Origin of the sequence: Photorhabdus sp. RM71S (assembly GCF_042879355.1) — a bacterium.
GTDB lineage: Bacteria > Pseudomonadota > Gammaproteobacteria > Enterobacterales > Enterobacteriaceae > Photorhabdus > Photorhabdus kayaii.
Genome location: NZ_JBHFKV010000015.1, coordinates 15896 through 32018, shown reverse-complemented (window position 1 = coordinate 32018; position 16123 = coordinate 15896). Strand labels below are relative to the sequence as shown.

Annotated in this window: 17 protein-coding genes; 13 read left to right on the top strand and 4 right to left on the bottom strand. The window is 41.2% G+C overall.

Going from position 1 to position 16123, the window contains the following annotated elements; translation table 11 throughout:
* The first annotated feature begins 252 nt into the window (after window positions 1-252).
* The 3 genes from ACGF5R_RS10380 to ACGF5R_RS10370 all read left to right on the top strand — a co-directional run bounded on the left by ACGF5R_RS10380 (window position 253) and on the right by ACGF5R_RS10370 (window position 2211).
* Entirely contained in the window at window positions 253-720 is a 468-nt protein-coding gene (locus tag ACGF5R_RS10380; protein ID WP_240000793.1) for an Hcp family type VI secretion system effector, read from the top strand.
* Window positions 720-1367, top strand: a complete 648-nt coding sequence (locus tag ACGF5R_RS10375) for a hypothetical protein (RefSeq protein ID WP_387690741.1) — start codon at window positions 720-722, stop codon at window positions 1365-1367. The genes ACGF5R_RS10380 and ACGF5R_RS10375 overlap by 1 nt, the downstream gene beginning before the upstream one ends.
* 385 nt (window positions 1368-1752) lie before the next feature.
* On the top strand, window positions 1753-2211 hold the full coding sequence (locus tag ACGF5R_RS10370; protein ID WP_158537787.1) for a hypothetical protein: 459 nt from the start codon (window positions 1753-1755) through the stop codon (window positions 2209-2211).
* Window positions 2212-2302: 91 nt separating this feature from the next.
* On the opposite strand, the gene ACGF5R_RS10365 is transcribed toward ACGF5R_RS10370, so the two are convergent.
* Window positions 2303-2533 carry a hypothetical protein gene (locus tag ACGF5R_RS10365; protein ID WP_112878500.1) on the bottom strand — a complete coding sequence of 77 codons (231 nt, stop codon included), beginning with the start codon at window positions 2531-2533 and terminating at the stop codon, window positions 2303-2305.
* 788 nt (window positions 2534-3321) lie between these two features.
* Between ACGF5R_RS10365 and tmaR the strand changes: the two genes are divergently transcribed.
* Complete coding sequence (tmaR, locus tag ACGF5R_RS10360) at window positions 3322-3639, top strand: PTS system regulator TmaR (protein ID WP_112878499.1); 318 nt, start codon at window positions 3322-3324, stop codon at window positions 3637-3639.
* A gap of 44 nt (window positions 3640-3683) precedes the next feature.
* On the opposite strand, the gene ACGF5R_RS10355 is transcribed toward tmaR, so the two are convergent.
* Window positions 3684-4316 carry an NAD(P)-binding oxidoreductase gene (locus tag ACGF5R_RS10355; RefSeq protein WP_112878498.1) on the bottom strand — a complete coding sequence of 211 codons (633 nt, stop codon included), beginning with the start codon at window positions 4314-4316 and terminating at the stop codon, window positions 3684-3686.
* Window positions 4317-4498: 182 nt separating this feature from the next.
* A complete protein-coding gene (rne, locus tag ACGF5R_RS10350) occupies window positions 4499-7567 on the bottom strand; it encodes a ribonuclease E (protein WP_112878497.1) in 3069 nt (1022 codons plus the stop codon).
* Between the two features lie 559 nt (window positions 7568-8126).
* Between rne and rluC the strand changes: the two genes are divergently transcribed.
* Entirely contained in the window at window positions 8127-9086 is a 960-nt protein-coding gene (gene rluC / locus ACGF5R_RS10345; protein WP_387690739.1) for a 23S rRNA pseudouridine(955/2504/2580) synthase RluC, read from the top strand.
* Here the strand turns inward: rluC and ACGF5R_RS10340 are convergent.
* Entirely contained in the window at window positions 9083-9673 is a 591-nt protein-coding gene (locus ACGF5R_RS10340) for a Maf family protein (RefSeq protein ID WP_387690737.1), read from the bottom strand. The two genes, rluC and ACGF5R_RS10340, sit on opposite strands and share 4 nt — an antisense overlap.
* 142 nt (window positions 9674-9815) lie before the next feature.
* Between ACGF5R_RS10340 and yceD the strand changes: the two genes are divergently transcribed.
* The 8 genes from yceD (at window position 9816) to fabF (ending at window position 15964) form a co-directional block, all read left to right on the top strand.
* Window positions 9816-10340 (top strand): 23S rRNA accumulation protein YceD, encoded by a 525-nt coding sequence (yceD, locus tag ACGF5R_RS10335; protein WP_036782159.1) that lies wholly within the window; start codon window positions 9816-9818, stop codon window positions 10338-10340.
* Window positions 10341-10352: 12 nt separating this feature from the next.
* Window positions 10353-10523, top strand: coding sequence for a 50S ribosomal protein L32 (rpmF, locus tag ACGF5R_RS10330; RefSeq protein ID WP_011147057.1), 171 nt, complete (start codon window positions 10353-10355; stop codon window positions 10521-10523).
* Between the two features lie 29 nt (window positions 10524-10552).
* Window positions 10553-11590 carry a phosphate acyltransferase PlsX gene (plsX, locus tag ACGF5R_RS10325; protein ID WP_112878495.1) on the top strand — a complete coding sequence of 346 codons (1038 nt, stop codon included), beginning with the start codon at window positions 10553-10555 and terminating at the stop codon, window positions 11588-11590.
* A gap of 6 nt (window positions 11591-11596) precedes the next feature.
* Complete coding sequence (locus ACGF5R_RS10320) at window positions 11597-12550, top strand: beta-ketoacyl-ACP synthase III (protein ID WP_112878494.1); 954 nt, start codon at window positions 11597-11599, stop codon at window positions 12548-12550.
* A gap of 24 nt (window positions 12551-12574) precedes the next feature.
* The gene (gene fabD / locus ACGF5R_RS10315; RefSeq protein ID WP_112878528.1) at window positions 12575-13507 is read left to right on the top strand and encodes an ACP S-malonyltransferase; all 933 of its coding nucleotides are present in this window, start codon (window positions 12575-12577) and stop codon (window positions 13505-13507) included.
* A 7-nt stretch (window positions 13508-13514) separates the two neighbouring features.
* Window positions 13515-14249: a 3-oxoacyl-ACP reductase FabG gene (gene fabG / locus ACGF5R_RS10310; RefSeq protein WP_387690735.1), complete on the top strand. Its 735-nt coding sequence runs from the start codon at window positions 13515-13517 to the stop codon at window positions 14247-14249.
* Between the two features lie 154 nt (window positions 14250-14403).
* A complete protein-coding gene (gene acpP, locus ACGF5R_RS10305; protein ID WP_011147052.1) occupies window positions 14404-14640 on the top strand; it encodes an acyl carrier protein in 237 nt (78 codons plus the stop codon).
* A gap of 73 nt (window positions 14641-14713) precedes the next feature.
* Window positions 14714-15964 (top strand): beta-ketoacyl-ACP synthase II, encoded by a 1251-nt coding sequence (fabF, locus tag ACGF5R_RS10300; RefSeq protein ID WP_112878492.1) that lies wholly within the window; start codon window positions 14714-14716, stop codon window positions 15962-15964.
* Window positions 15965-16123: the final 159 nt, after the last annotated feature.

Here is a 16123-nt window from a genome sequence, read left to right as displayed (position 1 = left end):
AGGGGAATGATATTTTGTCCAGAAATGTAGGTAATCATTGCTTACTATCTTAGAGAATCCATGTGATTGCAATATTATATCCATATTTTCCTACTTTCTGCGCCACGATGGGATGTCAGTTATTAACATTTTTGGGGCTTGGAATAAATTATTGTATGTTTTTAGAACATTTATCCTTGACAATATTGATCTGCCTACTGCAGTATGCATTAAAGTATTGAAATGATAAATGAGGTGAATATGTAAAATTTAATTTATTTAACGGTTAAAGGTCAAAACCAAGGGTTAATTTCTGCGGGTTGTGGCAGAAGAGACTCAATAGGTATCAAAGCGCAAAATGGGCACGAAGATCAGATCTTCGTCTATAGTCTGCAACATCTTATGACTCGCAAACAAAATGTTTCACATTATCCGGTAATTATCACTAAACCTATTGATAAAGCTTCTCCTTTATTAGCAAAAAGCTTGGATGATAACGAAAGGTTAGAGTATTTTCTTGAATCTTACCGTACCAGTGAAAATGGTGGACTTGAGCTTTACTATACAATTCGTCTCGGGCAAGCGTATATTGTTAGTTTAAAATCAGACCACCCGCATTCATTAACCAGTAATCATATGATGCCACAGGAAATTCTTTCAATGGTATATACTAATATTACTTGGAATAATGTAGCTTGTTCAACAGGTGCCTATAGCATTTGGGATGAAAGGGTTTTTTAATGGACGGGGCTAAAGAAATCGCTGAAAAAATGGTTGCAACAATTGACGATGACAGTAGCTGGCTTACTGGGTTTGCCGAAGGGGTATTAGATATTCCTGTGGATTTTTATTATGTTGGTTACGATTATCTTGATACTGAGTATAGATGGGATAATGAAAATGACAAATATCGTTTTGTTGGATTGATAAAGTCGGAAGCTATTACGCTTAATAATCTTGAAAGGATTATTCAGATTATTTTTGAGGATTACTTAGGTAAACTTAGTGAAGAGCAAAAGCAACGATTAATCGAAACGAAAGTTGGGAAAATATTTGGAGGTATGATTTCGAAATATGTCATATTTAGGGGGAGCCTTGGTGCTTTTTTTGGCGCAAAATGGTTCACTAAACTTGGAGGATCTGTAACATTTACTGCGACCTTGGGGGTTGGGGCGTCAGTATCCAGAGCGATCTATACTTCTAGGGAATTAGCTCAAACAAACCCGAATTTATATATGTTGTTAAGGCGAGAGGGTAACCTGGATTTACTTTATTTTTTGGTTGAGAGTAAAATGGAGCCATATGTCAGAGCATTGGAAGCGTATGACGAAAATCGAGGTTTATTTAATGAAATATTTGATGAATTCTCTGTAGGGTTAGATAAATGAAGATAATAAGCATATTGATGAACACCGTGGTGCATATAGTGCAGGCGGTAATTGGGACTCTGTGTGTATTTTCAGTCATGGGGTTAGTTTACTTTACACTGATGTCAACGTTGGAGAATCGATATCAATATGCGATAGTTGCGAGTACATGCTTGGCGTTTTCTGTTCTTTTTTACTATATAACAGAAAAAATAAAAGAAAAATGTAGACTGTTTCATTAGATTCTGATTTATATATGAGGTATATTTTGGCGTTTATCCTATATAAGAATTATATGATTTCTTTATTAGGTTAAAATACGTCATTATATATGAAGTTAATGTGAGAAAGTGGCTTTTTTGGGTTGAGAGTAAAATGGAGTCATATGTCAGAGCGTTAGAGGCGTATGAAGAAGATCGCAGTTTATTTAATGCGATATTTAATGAATTCTCCGCAGGACTGGATAAATGCTGATGGCGATAATAAGTATATTGATGAAAATAGTGATGCATATACCCTATGGATTTCAAGATGCATCGCGACGGCAAGGGAGCGAATCCCCGGGAGCATAGAGAACTATGTGACCGGGGTGAGTGAGTGCAGCCAACAAAGAGGCAACTTGAAAGATAACGGGTATATAACTCAAGGGATAATTGGTGGGGTAGGTGTATTTTCAGTTATGGGATTAGTTTATTTTACACTAATGTCAACATTGGAAAATCGATATCAGTATGCGATAATTGCAGGTACATGCTTGGCGTTTTCTGCTTTTATTTTCTATATATTAGGGGGTGTTATTATTTACTATCTTACATCAGGTCAGCACTTTTACCAGCTAATTACAAATGTATTCATCAGTGAATAAGATATAAAACAGAATAAACTGATATGCAGTACCTTGGTAATTTCCAAGGTACTAAAGTAAAAGGATATAATCTCCTGTTATATCTGGTTTTTTAAGGATAATTAATTTCTTGAAAATGCTCATTAATAGATTCAATATATTGATCATTTAAACCAGTTTCATATTGAATTCTTTCAAGTAAATTTATTCTATTAACACTATAAAATGGTTTGATGGAAATCCCATTTTTTGGATGAGTTATTTTTATAATTGGAATTCTTGTTCTACGTGCATGGCCAAAAGAGATTTCGTAACCATCCAAATCAAAAGGAATTTTTTTCATCACTAACCTAATCATCGTTATGTTTTTCGTCAATTTTAATTATGTTTCAGTAATAAGGAATTTTTTATTTTATTATTAAGATGAATATCACAAATATAGTGATTTTTGAAAGGTGTTTAACTAATAAACTAATAAACTAATAAACTAATAAACTAATAAACTAATAAACTAATAAACTAATAAACTAATAAACTAATAAACTAATAAACTAATAAACTAATAAACTAATGGTTTTTCCTATTTTATATAAATTATATTCAAAATAATTTACTAAAAACCCTATTTCACAAGGAATTGAAAAGTGAAAGTGTTAAGACAGTTCAAAATATATGAAATGTTGGGGGGGGTAATAACATTTTATTCAAGTTTTTATTGTGTTCTATATAATTAATTGTCTTTATTTGGTTTGTTTATTAATATCTAACTTAATTATTTAATTTATAAATAGAATTAACTTTATAGTTTTTTATTCATTTTGTATGAGATAATAGTAATTAATAATCGTGCACTTGAAATCTGAAAAAATTGTAGAGTAACAGATGGAATATGAGCTATAGGGGAAAACTGTTCTTCTGCCAGTGGAAGATTGGCGGTTTATTATTCATTCGCATTGGCCGATTGTTTTAGATTGAGTAAATATGCTGAACCTTTAGCAAGAAGTTAACTGGTTTATGTAATTAATGAAAATCAATAAATAACGGAAACTGACTTGTTTATTAATGGTTTTAGTCTTATTGTGTAGTCAGATTGGATAATTTGTACGTTTAGATTGAAGATAAGGTATGAAAATGGACAACGTAAATAAGCCGTCATTCCACAATGTGTTGGAGTTTGTACATATGTTTCGTCGTAAGAATAAGTTACAGCGCGAAATTGCAGACAATGAAAAGAAAATACGCGATAACCAGAAGCGTGTTTTATTGCTTGATAACTTGAGCGAATACATCAAGCCCGGTATGTCAATTGAGGATATTCAGAGCATCATTATGAATATGAGAAGTGATTATGAAGACCGTATAGATGATCATATAATTAAAAATGCGGATCTTTCTAAAGAGCGTCGGGAATTGTCTAAAAAGCTTAAAACAATGGGTGAACTCAAATAGCATCATTAAATAACCACGCATGAATGCGTGGTTATTCTTACCGACTACGCAATAGCCCAATCAGGTTTAAGCTCTGGATCAACTAAGGTATAAATCTGCTGATATGAAGATTCTTCTTCTGCCATAGTTGCCAGTTGATGTGCAACATCTTGGCGACTAACTGAACCATGAATTTCATGCTGATATCTTTGACAATGGCCTGTTCCTGGTTTATCTGTTAATCCTCCTGGGCGAATAATTGTGTAATTCAAGGAACTTGTCTGAAGGTAGCTTTCTGCCATTGATTTACGCCTGACAGATTGGCCAAACAATGATTTAGCTCTGGGTGACAGGGTTTTCCAGCCTTCGCCACAACCTATTGAGGTAACGAGTAACATACGTGTTATTTCAGTTTTCTCAATAGTATCAATGATAGTCATATTGCCAAAGAGATCTGAATCAATTCCACCAATAGTAGAAAAGACGATTGCTTCTGAACTTACATGTTGTACCGTTTTTTCAACATCTTCAGCATTACAGGCATCACCTTGTATCACTTTGACACCTAAAGCACTCAGTTCAGTAGCCTGCTGAAAATTGCGGATAAGCGCAATGACGGGACGTTTTTGTTGCAGTGCGACAGTCACAAGATGACGTCCAATGCCACTACCTGCACCAAAAATAAGCCACGGTTTCATAGGTTATTCTCCTGGTTAAATAAGAAATCGAATGATAATTAATTGAAGAGAGTCACGGTAATGACTGTTTAAACTAACCCTTATGTGGATAGAATAAAATTAACGGTAAGTGTTTTTGTGGGGTTAGTAGCAAAAAAATGGCTCCTAAAAAGAGCCATTCTGCTGATATTAAACAATGTTGTTTATTCAAAGAATTGCGGTTTAGCCATTGGTGAAGTAGCCGCATTAGTGGCTGAATGGCCCCCAGCTCCCCCTTTCCCTTCAAAATGAGAAAAAGGCCGTTGCCATTCTCTGATAACAATAGGTTTTTCAATCATCTCAGGGGCTGGTGCTTTGGTCATCGGCGCGTAAGAATGATGAAATTTGGCTATAATAGCAACAGGTTGTTTAACCATTTCATCTTTATTCTCTTCAATAATCATCACTGCTGCAATTTCTTTAGAAACAACGATGTCATCTTCTACTTCAGATTGCTGCTCAAATTCAGGGATAATCGGTGTTATTGCAACCAGTTCAATAACTGACCGTTCTTCCTGCACTGATTCAGTTTGCTGTAGAACAATGTCATTTTGTTCTGTAATGCCTGTTTCAGATTTGATTCCGTTTTGGTGAGTTTCTAGCGTCTTTGCTACTTTCGGAGATTCAATGATGGTTTGTTCAGATTCTGCAACAACGATGATTGCAGGTACTGTTTCTGTTGCTATTGCCGACAATACCTCATTTTGCTGTTCTTGCTGTTCGATCATAGAAATTTCCTCAGGCATTTCTATGGAAATCGGAACCACCGGATAGCGAACCCAAACTTTACCGGAAGCCATTTCTGGTGATGCAACAGCCATAGATAATGGTACCGGTGATTGAAGTAGATTTCTTTCATCGCGGTAACGGCGGCGGCGCTGACCACTAACGCGCAAATGACGAGGTGAGCGACGAGAGCGGCGTGGCATAACATTATCTTGTTGCTCTTTATTTTCAGTCAATTGTTGCGGCTGAGCTGTTTCTACCGGTATTTCAACAGGTACTGGTAATTGCTCTTCTGTAACAACAGGTACGGGCAGCGAGGCGGCAGTTGTAACTTCTTTCACTTCATCTATGATGCGAATTTTTTGCTCAAGCTGACGACGTTGGCGACGTGGTATAACCGGTAGACGTTCTTCAACCTCATTTTCAACGACTTCTGGCTTCTGGGTTTCAAGTTGCTGCTGGCGTTTTTCTTCCTGACGACGGCGTTGACGTTCTGCACGTTGCTCGCGACGTTGCTGCTGTTGGGTTTCACGAGCAGCAGTATCTATCGTTACATTGTTATCTTGAGTGCCATTTTTCTGTTGAGTATTACGATTTTTCCGTTGTTCGTCACGATCACGGTTATTACGTTGTTCATCACGTAGATTATTATCATCACGATCTTTACGTGAATTTTGGCGGCGTTGATTGCGTCGTTCAGAAGAGCGACGGTTATCATGACCAGATAATTTATTCTCTTTTTTCTGTGCCAGTTTTTCTTCTTCTGCTTCTGTACTGAACATTTTTTTCAAAGCAGCCAAGAAGCGGCTTAAGAGACCGGGTTGTTCCGTTATAGTCTGAGCCGTGTGGTTTGGCTTTTTCTCTTTTGTTTTATGTGATGGTTGCTGTGCTGGCGTATCGGCTGGTAAAGCAAAAGCAGAAATAGCGGGCTGCTCAGGACGCTTACGTTCAGGTTGGACATCTTCTTGAGGATTTATCGTTCCTGCTTCATAAAATTGAGGAAGCAGATAGCTCAGTGCAGAAATTTCCTCACCCTTACGCACGCGTAGAACAGAGAAGTGAGGAGTCTGCATTTGATCGTTAGGCACGATCACTACGCCAACATCTCCCTGACGGCGTTCAATTGCACTGACTGCCTGGCGCTTTTCGTTTAGTAGATATGAGGCGATTTGTACTGGAACAATAGCATGGACTTGATGCGTGTTCTCTTTCAGTGCCTCTTCTTCAATCAGACGCAAAATGGATAGCGATAGGGATTCATTATCACGAATAGTCCCTGTGCCGCTACAGCGTGGGCAAACGTGGTGGCTGGATTCACCTAGTGATGGGCTCAGGCGCTGACGGGACATTTCCAGTAGACCAAAACGGGAAATACGGCCAATTTGAATACGAGCACGATCCTGGCGAACAGCATCACGTAGGCGGTTTTCCACTTCACGTTGATGACGTACTGGTGTCATATCGATAAAATCGATAACAATCAAACCACCAAGGTCACGCAGGCGTAATTGACGGGCAATTTCATCCGCTGCTTCAAGGTTGGTATTAAAAGCCGTCTCTTCGATATCTCCTCCACGTGTTGCACGGGAAGAGTTAATATCGATCGCAGTTAATGCTTCTGTGGTATCGATAACCACAGCACCGCCTGATGGCAGACGAACTTCACGCTGAAATGCAGATTCAATCTGTGATTCAATTTGATAATGGCTGAACAGGGGAACCTCACCACTATACAGCTTAATTTTACTGGTGAAATCCGGGCGGCCAAGTGCAGTAATATGTTGCCGTGCCAGATCGAGAACCTTGGGATTGTCGATTAGGATTTCACCGATGTCTGGGCGCAAATAGTCGCGGAAAGCACGGACGATAACATTACTTTCTTGATGGATTAAGAAGGGAGCAGAGCGGTTTTCGGCGGCTTTTTTGATCGCTTCCCAGTGTTTAAGGCGGAATGATAAATCCCACTGTAGTGCTTCTGCGGACTTACCGACACCCGCAGTGCGGACGATCAGTCCCATTCCTTCTGGCACTTCTAACGATGCCAAAGCTTCTTTCAGTTCTGTGCGGTCATCTCCTTCGATACGGCGGGAAATACCGCCCGCACGAGGGTTATTAGGCATTAGTACCAGATAACTGCCCGCCAGACTGATAAAAGTGGTTAAGGCGGCCCCTTTATTACCACGTTCTTCTTTATCGACTTGAACGATAACTTCCTGGCCCTCCCTTAAAACATCTTTGATATTAGGGCGACCGTGAGGATGGTAGTTATTGGGAAAATATTCGCGGGCTATTTCTTTAATAGGAAGGAAACCATGCCGTTCAGCGCCGTAGTCAACAAAAGCAGCTTCCAGACTAGGTTCAATTCGGGTGATTTTACCTTTGTAGATATTTGCTTTTTTTTGCTCGTGTCCTGGGCTTTCGATATCCAAATCATAAAGGCGTTGCCCGTCAACCAGAGCAACACGCAACTCTTCTTGCTGAGTTGCGTTGATTAGCATTCTTTTCATTGTAACTTACTCATTATTTTTTACATTAGTTATAGAGCTACGGGTAAATATAGATGAGCGACTGGTAACCGATGGTCTCGTGTCTTTTACAAATCCGCCAACCTCCCGGTTGTCGTTTGTATAGAGACGCATATTTTCGGCAGGTCTGAATTTTCACTTAGAAAACAGTACCCTTTTCTAGGAATAATCTGCAAATATAAATGAAGCTGATTTGATCCAATTCCAGTAATCTGCTACCCGTAGCCCGCTAATTATTTGATTTCCCAGTACGTCTTACGCCATTGCTGCGTTTTTGTGCAATCAAATGAAGAACAAACGTTTAACTTCGCCATTCAGGTTTAAAAAACTGATGATGGCTACGTATTATTCCATTGCTGTTGGGGTGATAGCAAGGTGACTTTATGTCTTTAAGCGGTTTTTCTGATGAAATAGGAAGAAATAGTTAATATTTAATCTTTATCTTAAAGTAGGGAAGGTAACAACCGGAAAGTATGCGTGATTTTTACACATATTTAAAAATGAGTAGCACTCTGCTTGAGTGATAATTAAAATTGCTATCATGAAAACGAATAATCAAGTTGTACAATTTGTCACTATTGATGACGATGAAGCTGGACAGCGAGTTGATAATTTTTTATTAGCGCGTTTGAAGGGTGTTCCTAAGAGCATGATTTACCGGATTGTGCGTAAGGGGGAAGTGCGGGTAAATAAAGGCAGGATAAAACCTGAGTATAAATTGTCTGCGGGGGATGTTGTCAGAATTCCACCGGTCCGGGTTGCAGAACGGCAAGAAGCGCCAGTTTCAGCTAAACTGGATAAAGTCGCTGCATTAGACGATTGTATCTTATACGAAGATGACTATATTCTGGTGCTCAATAAACCTTCTGGTACGGCCGTTCATGGCGGTAGTGGTTTAAGTTTTGGTGTTATTGAAGGATTGCGGGTTTTGCGTCCGGAAGCAAAATTCCTCGAATTAGTGCATCGTTTAGATCGCGATACCTCTGGAATTTTGTTAATTGCTAAAAAACGCTCAGCTTTACGGGCCTTGCATGAGCAATTACGCCTTAAACAGATGCAGAAAGATTATCTGGCTTTAGTACGAGGACAATGGCAATCACATTGTAAGGTTGTTCAGGCTCCATTGCTGAAAAACATCCTGCAAAGTGGTGAGCGGATTGTTAAAGTAAACAGTGAAGGTAAGCCTTCTGAAACGCGTTTTAAAGTAGAAGAGCGTTTTGCCAATGCAACGTTAATGAAAGCCAGTCCGGTAACGGGTCGGACTCATCAAATCCGTGTTCATACTCAATATGCTGGGCATCCGATCGCTTTTGATGATCGCTATGGGGATAAAGTTTTTGATTCGCAACTGTCAGCTACGGGTCTTAACCGCCTATTCTTGCATGCCAGTGCGCTAAAATTTACTCATCCCTCGACGGGGGAGACATTATGTCTTGAAGCACCGATGGATGAGCAATTGCGCTATTGTATAAAAACGCTACGTCAGAATCACAGTAATTAACCTATCGCCGTCAGTGGGTTTACCCCCTGGCGGATTAATAATTCAGTCAATGTAATTAATGGTAAACCTATCAGCGTATTCGGATCTTTCCCTTCAAGTCGTTCAAATAAAGTGATTCCTAACCCTTCGCTTTTAAAGCTTCCGGCACAATTAAGAGGGGTTTCCGCAGTTAAATAAGCCCAGATTTCATCATCAGCCAGCTCTCTAAAATAGACATTGAATAATTCACAACGGGTATCGGTTATTCCTGTTTTGCTGTTAAAGAGAGAAATGCCGGTATAAAAGGTGACGCAATGACCACTGGCTTGCCGTAATTGTTTAAATGCATTTTCAAGATTGTGGGGCTTGCCGGTGATTTCGCCGTTAATAACACAAACTTGATCAGAACCAATAATCAAATGCTGAGAATATTTTGTTTGTAATGCCTGTGCCTTGGCTTGCGCCAAACGCATAACGAGCTGTTCTGCATTTTCATTCATTCGAGGTGTTTCATCAGTATTAGGAGCTGCACATATAAAGGGTAAACGAAGTTTTTCCAGTAACATGCGGCGATAAGCTGATGTGGAAGCTAAAATGATTTGTGTCATAATTTTTCCAAAAGACATGGCGAAATAATTGCAGGCATTTTAAACTAGGCACAGCTTAATAAGCGAATATTTGGCGGAAAGGTGCAGATGTGTGGCCTTTTTCTTTGACTATACCTCATTACAAAGATAATATGCGCGCCTTATGCAAAAGGTAAAATTACCCCTGACCATTGATGCGCTTCGCGCAGCTCAGAAACGATTAGACTACGCAGGTAGTTATTCACCTGAGCAAGTTTTGCGTATCGCGGAATCTGTGGTTAGCGTGGACAATGATGTAGACAGCGTTTTATCGTTTCAGATAGATAACCAACGTCTGGCGGTTGTGCGTGGGCATTCCGATGTGGATGTTACGCTTGAATGTCAGCGTTGTGGCGGTAATTTCAGCCATCACGTTCACATAACATATTGTTTTAGCCCGGTCGTCAATGATGAACAGGCTGAAGCATTACCGGAAGAGTATGAGCCAATTGACGTTAACGAATTTGGCGAAATAGATTTGCTGGCAATGATTGAAGATGAAATAATTCTTTCTCTGCCGGTAGTTCCGGTACATGATTCTGAACACTGTGAAGTGTCCGAAGCGGACATGGTGTTTGGTGAATTACCTCTAGAGGCTGAAAAACCAAACCCATTTGCCGTATTAGCCAGCTTAAAGAAAAGTACTTAAGGAGTAAGGTCAATGGCCGTACAACAGAATAAACCAACTCGTTCTAAACGTGGTATGCGTCGTTCTCATGATGCACTGACTGCACCATTACTATCTGTAGATAAAACTTCTGGTGAAACTCACCTGCGTCACCATGTGACTGCTGATGGCTACTACCGTGGCCGCAAAGTCATCAACAAATAATCTCCGCCAGTCATTAGCAAGTTGATACCTTGACTAATCTGACTTTAGCGTTAGATGCCATGAGCGGGGACTTTGGTCCTCGCGTTACGGTGCCTGCTGCATTGCAGGCACTGGCGTCTAACCCTAGACTTAAATTATTGCTGGTCGGAATCCCCGATATCATTTCTCCGATGCTTGTAAATAGTGATGCTGAGTTGCTCAGTCGTTTACACGTGGTTCCTGCTGAACGGGTTGTGGCTAATGATGCGAAACCGTCGCAAGCGATTCGTAACAGCCGAGGAACGTCAATGCGTATTGCCTTGGATTTAGTGAAATCAGGTGAAGCGCAGGCGTGTATCAGTGCAGGAAACACCGGAGTATTGATGGGGTTATCTAAATTGATGCTAAAATTGATAGAAGGCATTGAAAGACCTGCTTTGATGACCGTGTTGCCAAATCTGAAACAGCGGCAAACTGTCGTATTGGATTTAGGTGCCAATGTTAATTGCGATAGCCGCATGTTGGTGCAATTCGCCATTATGGGTTCAGTAATGGCCGAGGAAGTCGTGGGGGTGGTTAATCCCGCAGTAGCATTGCTTAACATTGGTACGGAAGAGAGTAAAGGGCTGGATAATATCCGCGAAGCCGCCACTATTTTAAAGCGCATTCCGACGATAAATTACATTGGTTATCTGGAAGGTGACGAATTACTGACAGGTAAGAGCGATGTATTGGTATGTGACGGCTTCGCAGGTAACGTGACGTTAAAAACGATGGAAGGGGCGATTAGAGTTATCTTATCCCTGCTTAAATCATCGGATGGACAAAAGAAAAAATTTTCCTGGTTGTTGAGAATAGTCAAGAAGTGGCTGCAAAAACGGATGACAAAACGCTTCGGTCACCTGAACCCTGACCAGTATAATGGCGCATGTCTGTTAGGATTATATGGAATTGTAATCAAAAGCCATGGGGCGGCTAATGAGCATGCGTTTAAAGCCGCAATCGAACAGGCTGTTCAGGCCGTTGAAAGGCAGGTTCCTGATAGAATTGCTGCACGCCTGGAAACAGCATTACCCAAGAGTGACTGAACATACATGTATACAAAAATTTTAGGTACAGGTAGTTATCTACCTGCGCAAGTGCGTACTAATGCTGATTTAGAAAAAATGGTGGATACTTCTGATGAGTGGATTATTACCCGTACAGGTGTCCGCGAGCGTCGTATTGCTACTGATGATGAAACTGTTGCGGTTATGGGGTTCCGGGCTGCAAAGAAAGCAATTGAAATGTCTGGCATTGATAAAGAGCAGATTGATTTAATCATTGTTGCAACAGCTTCATCCACCCATGCTTTCCCCAGTTCTGCGTGCCAAATTCAGCACATGTTGGGTACCCAAAATTCAGCGGCTTTTGATATTTCTGCTGCTTGTTCTGGTTTTGTTTATGCACTGAGTATTGCTGATAAGTTTATTAAAACCGGTGCGGCAAAACATGCATTGGTTATTGGTTCCGATTCTATTACCAGAACACTTGATCCAGAAGATCGCGGAACACTTGTCCTGTTTGGCGATGGTGCAGGTGCTATGGTGGTAGGGGCTTCTAATGAGCCAGGAATTCTTTCAACTCACCTTCATGCAAATGGTAGCTATGGTGAATTGTTGGTATTGCCTTATCAGGAGCGTCAGAATCTAAAAGAACCCGCGTATGCTAGTATGATCGGTAATGAAGTATTTAAGATTGCAGTCCGTGAATTGGCTAACATAGTTGATGAGACTTTAGAAGCAAATAACTTACCATATAGTGAGTTGGATTGGCTGGTACCTCATCAGGCTAATTTGCGTATTATCGCAGCGACAGCTAAAAAATTAAATATGACAATGGATAAAGTAGTGGTAACGCTGGATCGTTACGGTAATACTTCTGCGGCATCGGTACCCACAGCATTTGATGAAGCAGTACGTGATGGCCGGATTAAGCGCGGTCAGTTAATCTTAATTGAGGCTTTTGGTGGTGGCCTTACTTGGGGTTCAGCACTGATACGTTTTTAATTTGACAGGAAGATGAACATGTCTATGTCTGAATTTGCAATGGTATTTCCTGGTCAGGGTTCTCAAGACCTTGGTATGTTGGCCGATTTGGCTACAGCGTTCCCGGTTATCGAGCAAACTTTCGCTGAAGCGTCTGATGTGCTGGGATATGATCTCTGGGCTCTGGTTCAACAGGGACCAGAAGAAGAACTGAATAAAACATGGCAAACTCAACCCGCGTTGTTGGCCGCATCGGTTGCTATCTGGCGGGTTTGGCAGGAAAAAGGTGGAAAAGCACCATCACTGATGGCTGGACATAGCCTTGGTGAATATTCTGCACTGGTTTGTGCAGGTGTCATTGATTTCAAACAAGCAGTTAGACTTGTTGAACTGCGTGGCAAATTGATGCAAGAAGCTGTACCTGAAGGTACTGGTGCAATGTATGTTATTATTGGTTTAGATAATGAATCCATTGATCGTGCCTGTAAAGAAGTAGCTCAGGGGCAAATTGTTTCTCCTGTTAACTTTAACTCACCTGGCCAGGTTGTTATTGCGGGTGAGAAAGAGGCGGTAGAGCGTGCTGGTGATGCATGTAAAGCCGCAGGCGCGAAACGAGCGCTGCCTTTGGCAGTCAGTGTACCGTCGCATTGTGCACTGATGAAACCCGCCGCAGATAAGCTGGCAGTTGTTTTGGAAGGAATTGAATTTAGCCATCCTCAGTTCCCGGTGGTAAATAATGTTGATGTGAAAATAGAACAATCTGCTGAAGCTATCCGTGATGCACTGGTACGACAACTCTATAATCCTGTCCGTTGGAGAGAAGCAGTTGAATTTATTGCTGGACAGGGTGTTGGGCAGCTATTAGAAATAGGGCCAGGTAGAGTTTTGACAGGTTTAACTAAACGAATTGTCAATACCTTAAGCGCAGCAGCAGTTAATGACACAGCTACACTAATAACTGCATTGGAAAATAATTGAGGGCAATATGAGATTAGATGGAAAGATTGCATTAGTAACAGGTGCTAGCCGTGGGATCGGCCGTGCAACTGCTGAGCTATTAGCAGAGCGTGGAGCCTATATCATTGGTACAGCAACAAGCGATAAAGGCGCTGAAGTCATCAGTGCTTACCTTGGTGAAAAAGGTAAAGGTTTTGTACTGGATGTCACTGAGCCGGAATCGATTGAACAGCTTATGTCTACCATCCGAACAGAGTGTGGCGGGCTTGACATTTTAGTGAACAATGCGGGTATCACCGGTGATAATCTGGTGATGCGTATAAAGGATGATGAATGGCAGCATGTTATTGACACTAATCTTTCATCCGTTTTCCGTATGTCAAAAGCGGCGATGCGCTTTATGATAAAAAAACGTTACGGTCGTATCATCTCTGTTGGTTCTGTTGTTGGATCGATGGGGAATGTTGGGCAGGCAAGCTATGCAGCGGCGAAAGCAGGGCTTGTTGGTTTCAGCAAGACATTGGCTCGGGAAGTAATTTCCCGTGGTATTACTGTTAACGTTGTTGCGCCAGGGCTTATTGAAACTGATATGCTAAAAGCATTGCCAGAAGAGCAGTTGGCGAACTTTTCGAATGATATCCCCGCTAAGCGGCTTGGGGATGCAAAAGAAATTGCTAGTGCTGTGGCTTTCTTCGCTTCTGATGAAGCGGCTTACATCACAGGCGAAACATTACATGTCAATGGCGGCATGTATATGAACTAAAAAATGAGCGAACCAGTTGCATTTTTTGTGTCAAATAACGCAAAATAGAGCAAGTTTGTGGTTCGACCAGCCGGGATTGGGTTGCATCTTTTCCTGTATTTTATAAACTACGAAAACCATCGCGAAAGCGAATTTTGATAGGAAATTTAATAGCATGAGCACTATTGAAGAACGCGTTAAAAAAATCATCGTTGAACAACTTGGTGTTAAAGAGGAAGAAGTCGTTAATTCAGCTTCTTTTGTAGATGACTTGGGCGCTGATTCTCTTGACACAGTTGAACTGGTAATGGCTCTGGAAGAAGAGTTCGATATCGAAATTCCAGATGAAGAAGCAGAAAAGATCACTACAGTTCAGGCAGCTATTGATTACGTCCAGAACCAAAGCGAATAAGTGAACACACCTAGGCGGTCATTCGACCGCCTATGTTTCTGCCCTAAATAATTTCCCTCCTTGGAGGATAAGCGTGTCTAAGCGTCGAGTAGTTGTGACCGGACTAGGCATGTTATCTCCTGTCGGTAATACAGCTGAATCTTCTTGGAAAGCTGTTTGTGCCGGACAGAGTGGTATCAGCCTTATTGACCATTTTGACACCAGTCACCATGCAACTAAGTTTGCTGGTCTGGTTAAAGATTTTAATCATGAAGATTTCAATATTTCGCGCAAGGATGCACGAAAAATGGATGATTTCATTCAATATGGTATTGCAGCAGGTGTGCAAGCCATTGAAGATTCTGGAATTGAAGTAACAGAAGCCAATGCTAGTCGTTTTGGTGCTGCTATTGGTTCTGGTATTGGTGGTTTGGGTCTGATTGAAGAAAATCACGGGGCGTTGGTGGCGAGTGGTCCTCGTAAGATCAGCCCGTTCTTCGTACCTTCTACGATCGTAAATATGGTAGCAGGTCATCTGAGTATTATTTACGGTTTGCGTGGCCCAAGTATTTCTATCGCCACAGCATGTACGTCAGGTGTACATAATATTGGTCATGCTGCCCGTATTATTGCTTATAATGATGCTGACATTATGCTAGCCGGTGGTGCAGAAAAAGCCAGTACTCCTCTGGGGGTTGGTGGTTTTGGCGCTGCCCGTGCTTTATCTACCCGTAACGATAATCCACAAGGTGCAAGTCGTCCGTGGGATAAAGGCCGTGATGGTTTTGTTCTGGGGGATGGTGCAGGTATCTTGGTACTGGAAGAGTATGGGCATGCGAAGAGGCGTGGTGCGAAAATTTATGCAGAAATCGTTGGCTTTGGCATGAGCAGCGATGCTTATCATATGACGTCACCACCAGAAAATGGTGCAGGTGCTGCGTTGGCGATGGAAAATGCTCTGAAAGATGCCGGTATCACTACCAAGCAAGTGGGATATATTAATGCTCACGGTACTTCAACATCTGCTGGCGACTTAGCGGAAGCCCATGCAGTTGAGTCCGTGTTTGGTGAAGGCACTGATGTTTTAGTGAGTTCTACCAAATCAATGACGGGTCATTTATTGGGTGCTGCGGGGGCGGTTGAATCTATTTTCACTATCCTGGCATTACGTGATCAAGTTGTTCCGCCGACTATCAACCTGGAAAATCAGGATGAGAACTGCCGTCTGGATTTCGTGCCAAATGAGTCCCGTAAGGTAGAGGGGATGGAATATGCATTGTGTAATTCTTTCGGTTTCGGTGGCACTAACGGCTCACTGATTTTCCGTAAGATTAAACCTGATTAACAGGTAGAGCTTGATATTACAGAAAAATACGGTTGAGTTCCGCTCAGTATGATTTTGTAAATACTTTAAGGCGATAGTATAGAGAGCTCCAATAGTTAATAATTATTGGAGCTTTTTTTGTGGCAAGAATCATGGACATTTTGCACTGGTATCAGCGAT

Bases quoted from the DNA above. Each gene is read 5' to 3' on its own strand.
- ACGF5R_RS10375 (WP_387690741.1), top strand. From the start codon at position 720: ATGGACGGGGCTAAAGAAATCGCTGAAAAAATGGTTGCAACAATTGAC.
- ACGF5R_RS10370 (WP_158537787.1), top strand. From the start codon at position 1,753: ATGAAGAAGATCGCAGTTTATTTAATGCGATATTTAATGAATTCTCCG.
- ACGF5R_RS10365 (WP_112878500.1), bottom strand. From the start codon at position 2,533: ATGAAAAAAATTCCTTTTGATTTGGATGGTTACGAAATCTCTTTTGGC.
- tmaR (WP_112878499.1), top strand. From the start codon at position 3,322: ATGGACAACGTAAATAAGCCGTCATTCCACAATGTGTTGGAGTTTGTA.
- ACGF5R_RS10355 (WP_112878498.1), bottom strand. From the start codon at position 4,316: ATGAAACCGTGGCTTATTTTTGGTGCAGGTAGTGGCATTGGACGTCAT.
- rne (WP_112878497.1), bottom strand. From the start codon at position 7,567: ATGAAAAGAATGCTAATCAACGCAACTCAGCAAGAAGAGTTGCGTGTT.
- rluC (WP_387690739.1), top strand. From the start codon at position 8,127: ATGAAAACGAATAATCAAGTTGTACAATTTGTCACTATTGATGACGAT.
- ACGF5R_RS10340 (WP_387690737.1), bottom strand. From the start codon at position 9,673: ATGACACAAATCATTTTAGCTTCCACATCAGCTTATCGCCGCATGTTA.
- yceD (WP_036782159.1), top strand. From the start codon at position 9,816: ATGCAAAAGGTAAAATTACCCCTGACCATTGATGCGCTTCGCGCAGCT.
- rpmF (WP_011147057.1), top strand. From the start codon at position 10,353: ATGGCCGTACAACAGAATAAACCAACTCGTTCTAAACGTGGTATGCGT.
- ACGF5R_RS10320 (WP_112878494.1), top strand. From the start codon at position 11,597: ATGTATACAAAAATTTTAGGTACAGGTAGTTATCTACCTGCGCAAGTG.
- fabD (WP_112878528.1), top strand. From the start codon at position 12,575: ATGTCTGAATTTGCAATGGTATTTCCTGGTCAGGGTTCTCAAGACCTT.
- fabG (WP_387690735.1), top strand. From the start codon at position 13,515: ATGAGATTAGATGGAAAGATTGCATTAGTAACAGGTGCTAGCCGTGGG.
- acpP (WP_011147052.1), top strand. From the start codon at position 14,404: ATGAGCACTATTGAAGAACGCGTTAAAAAAATCATCGTTGAACAACTT.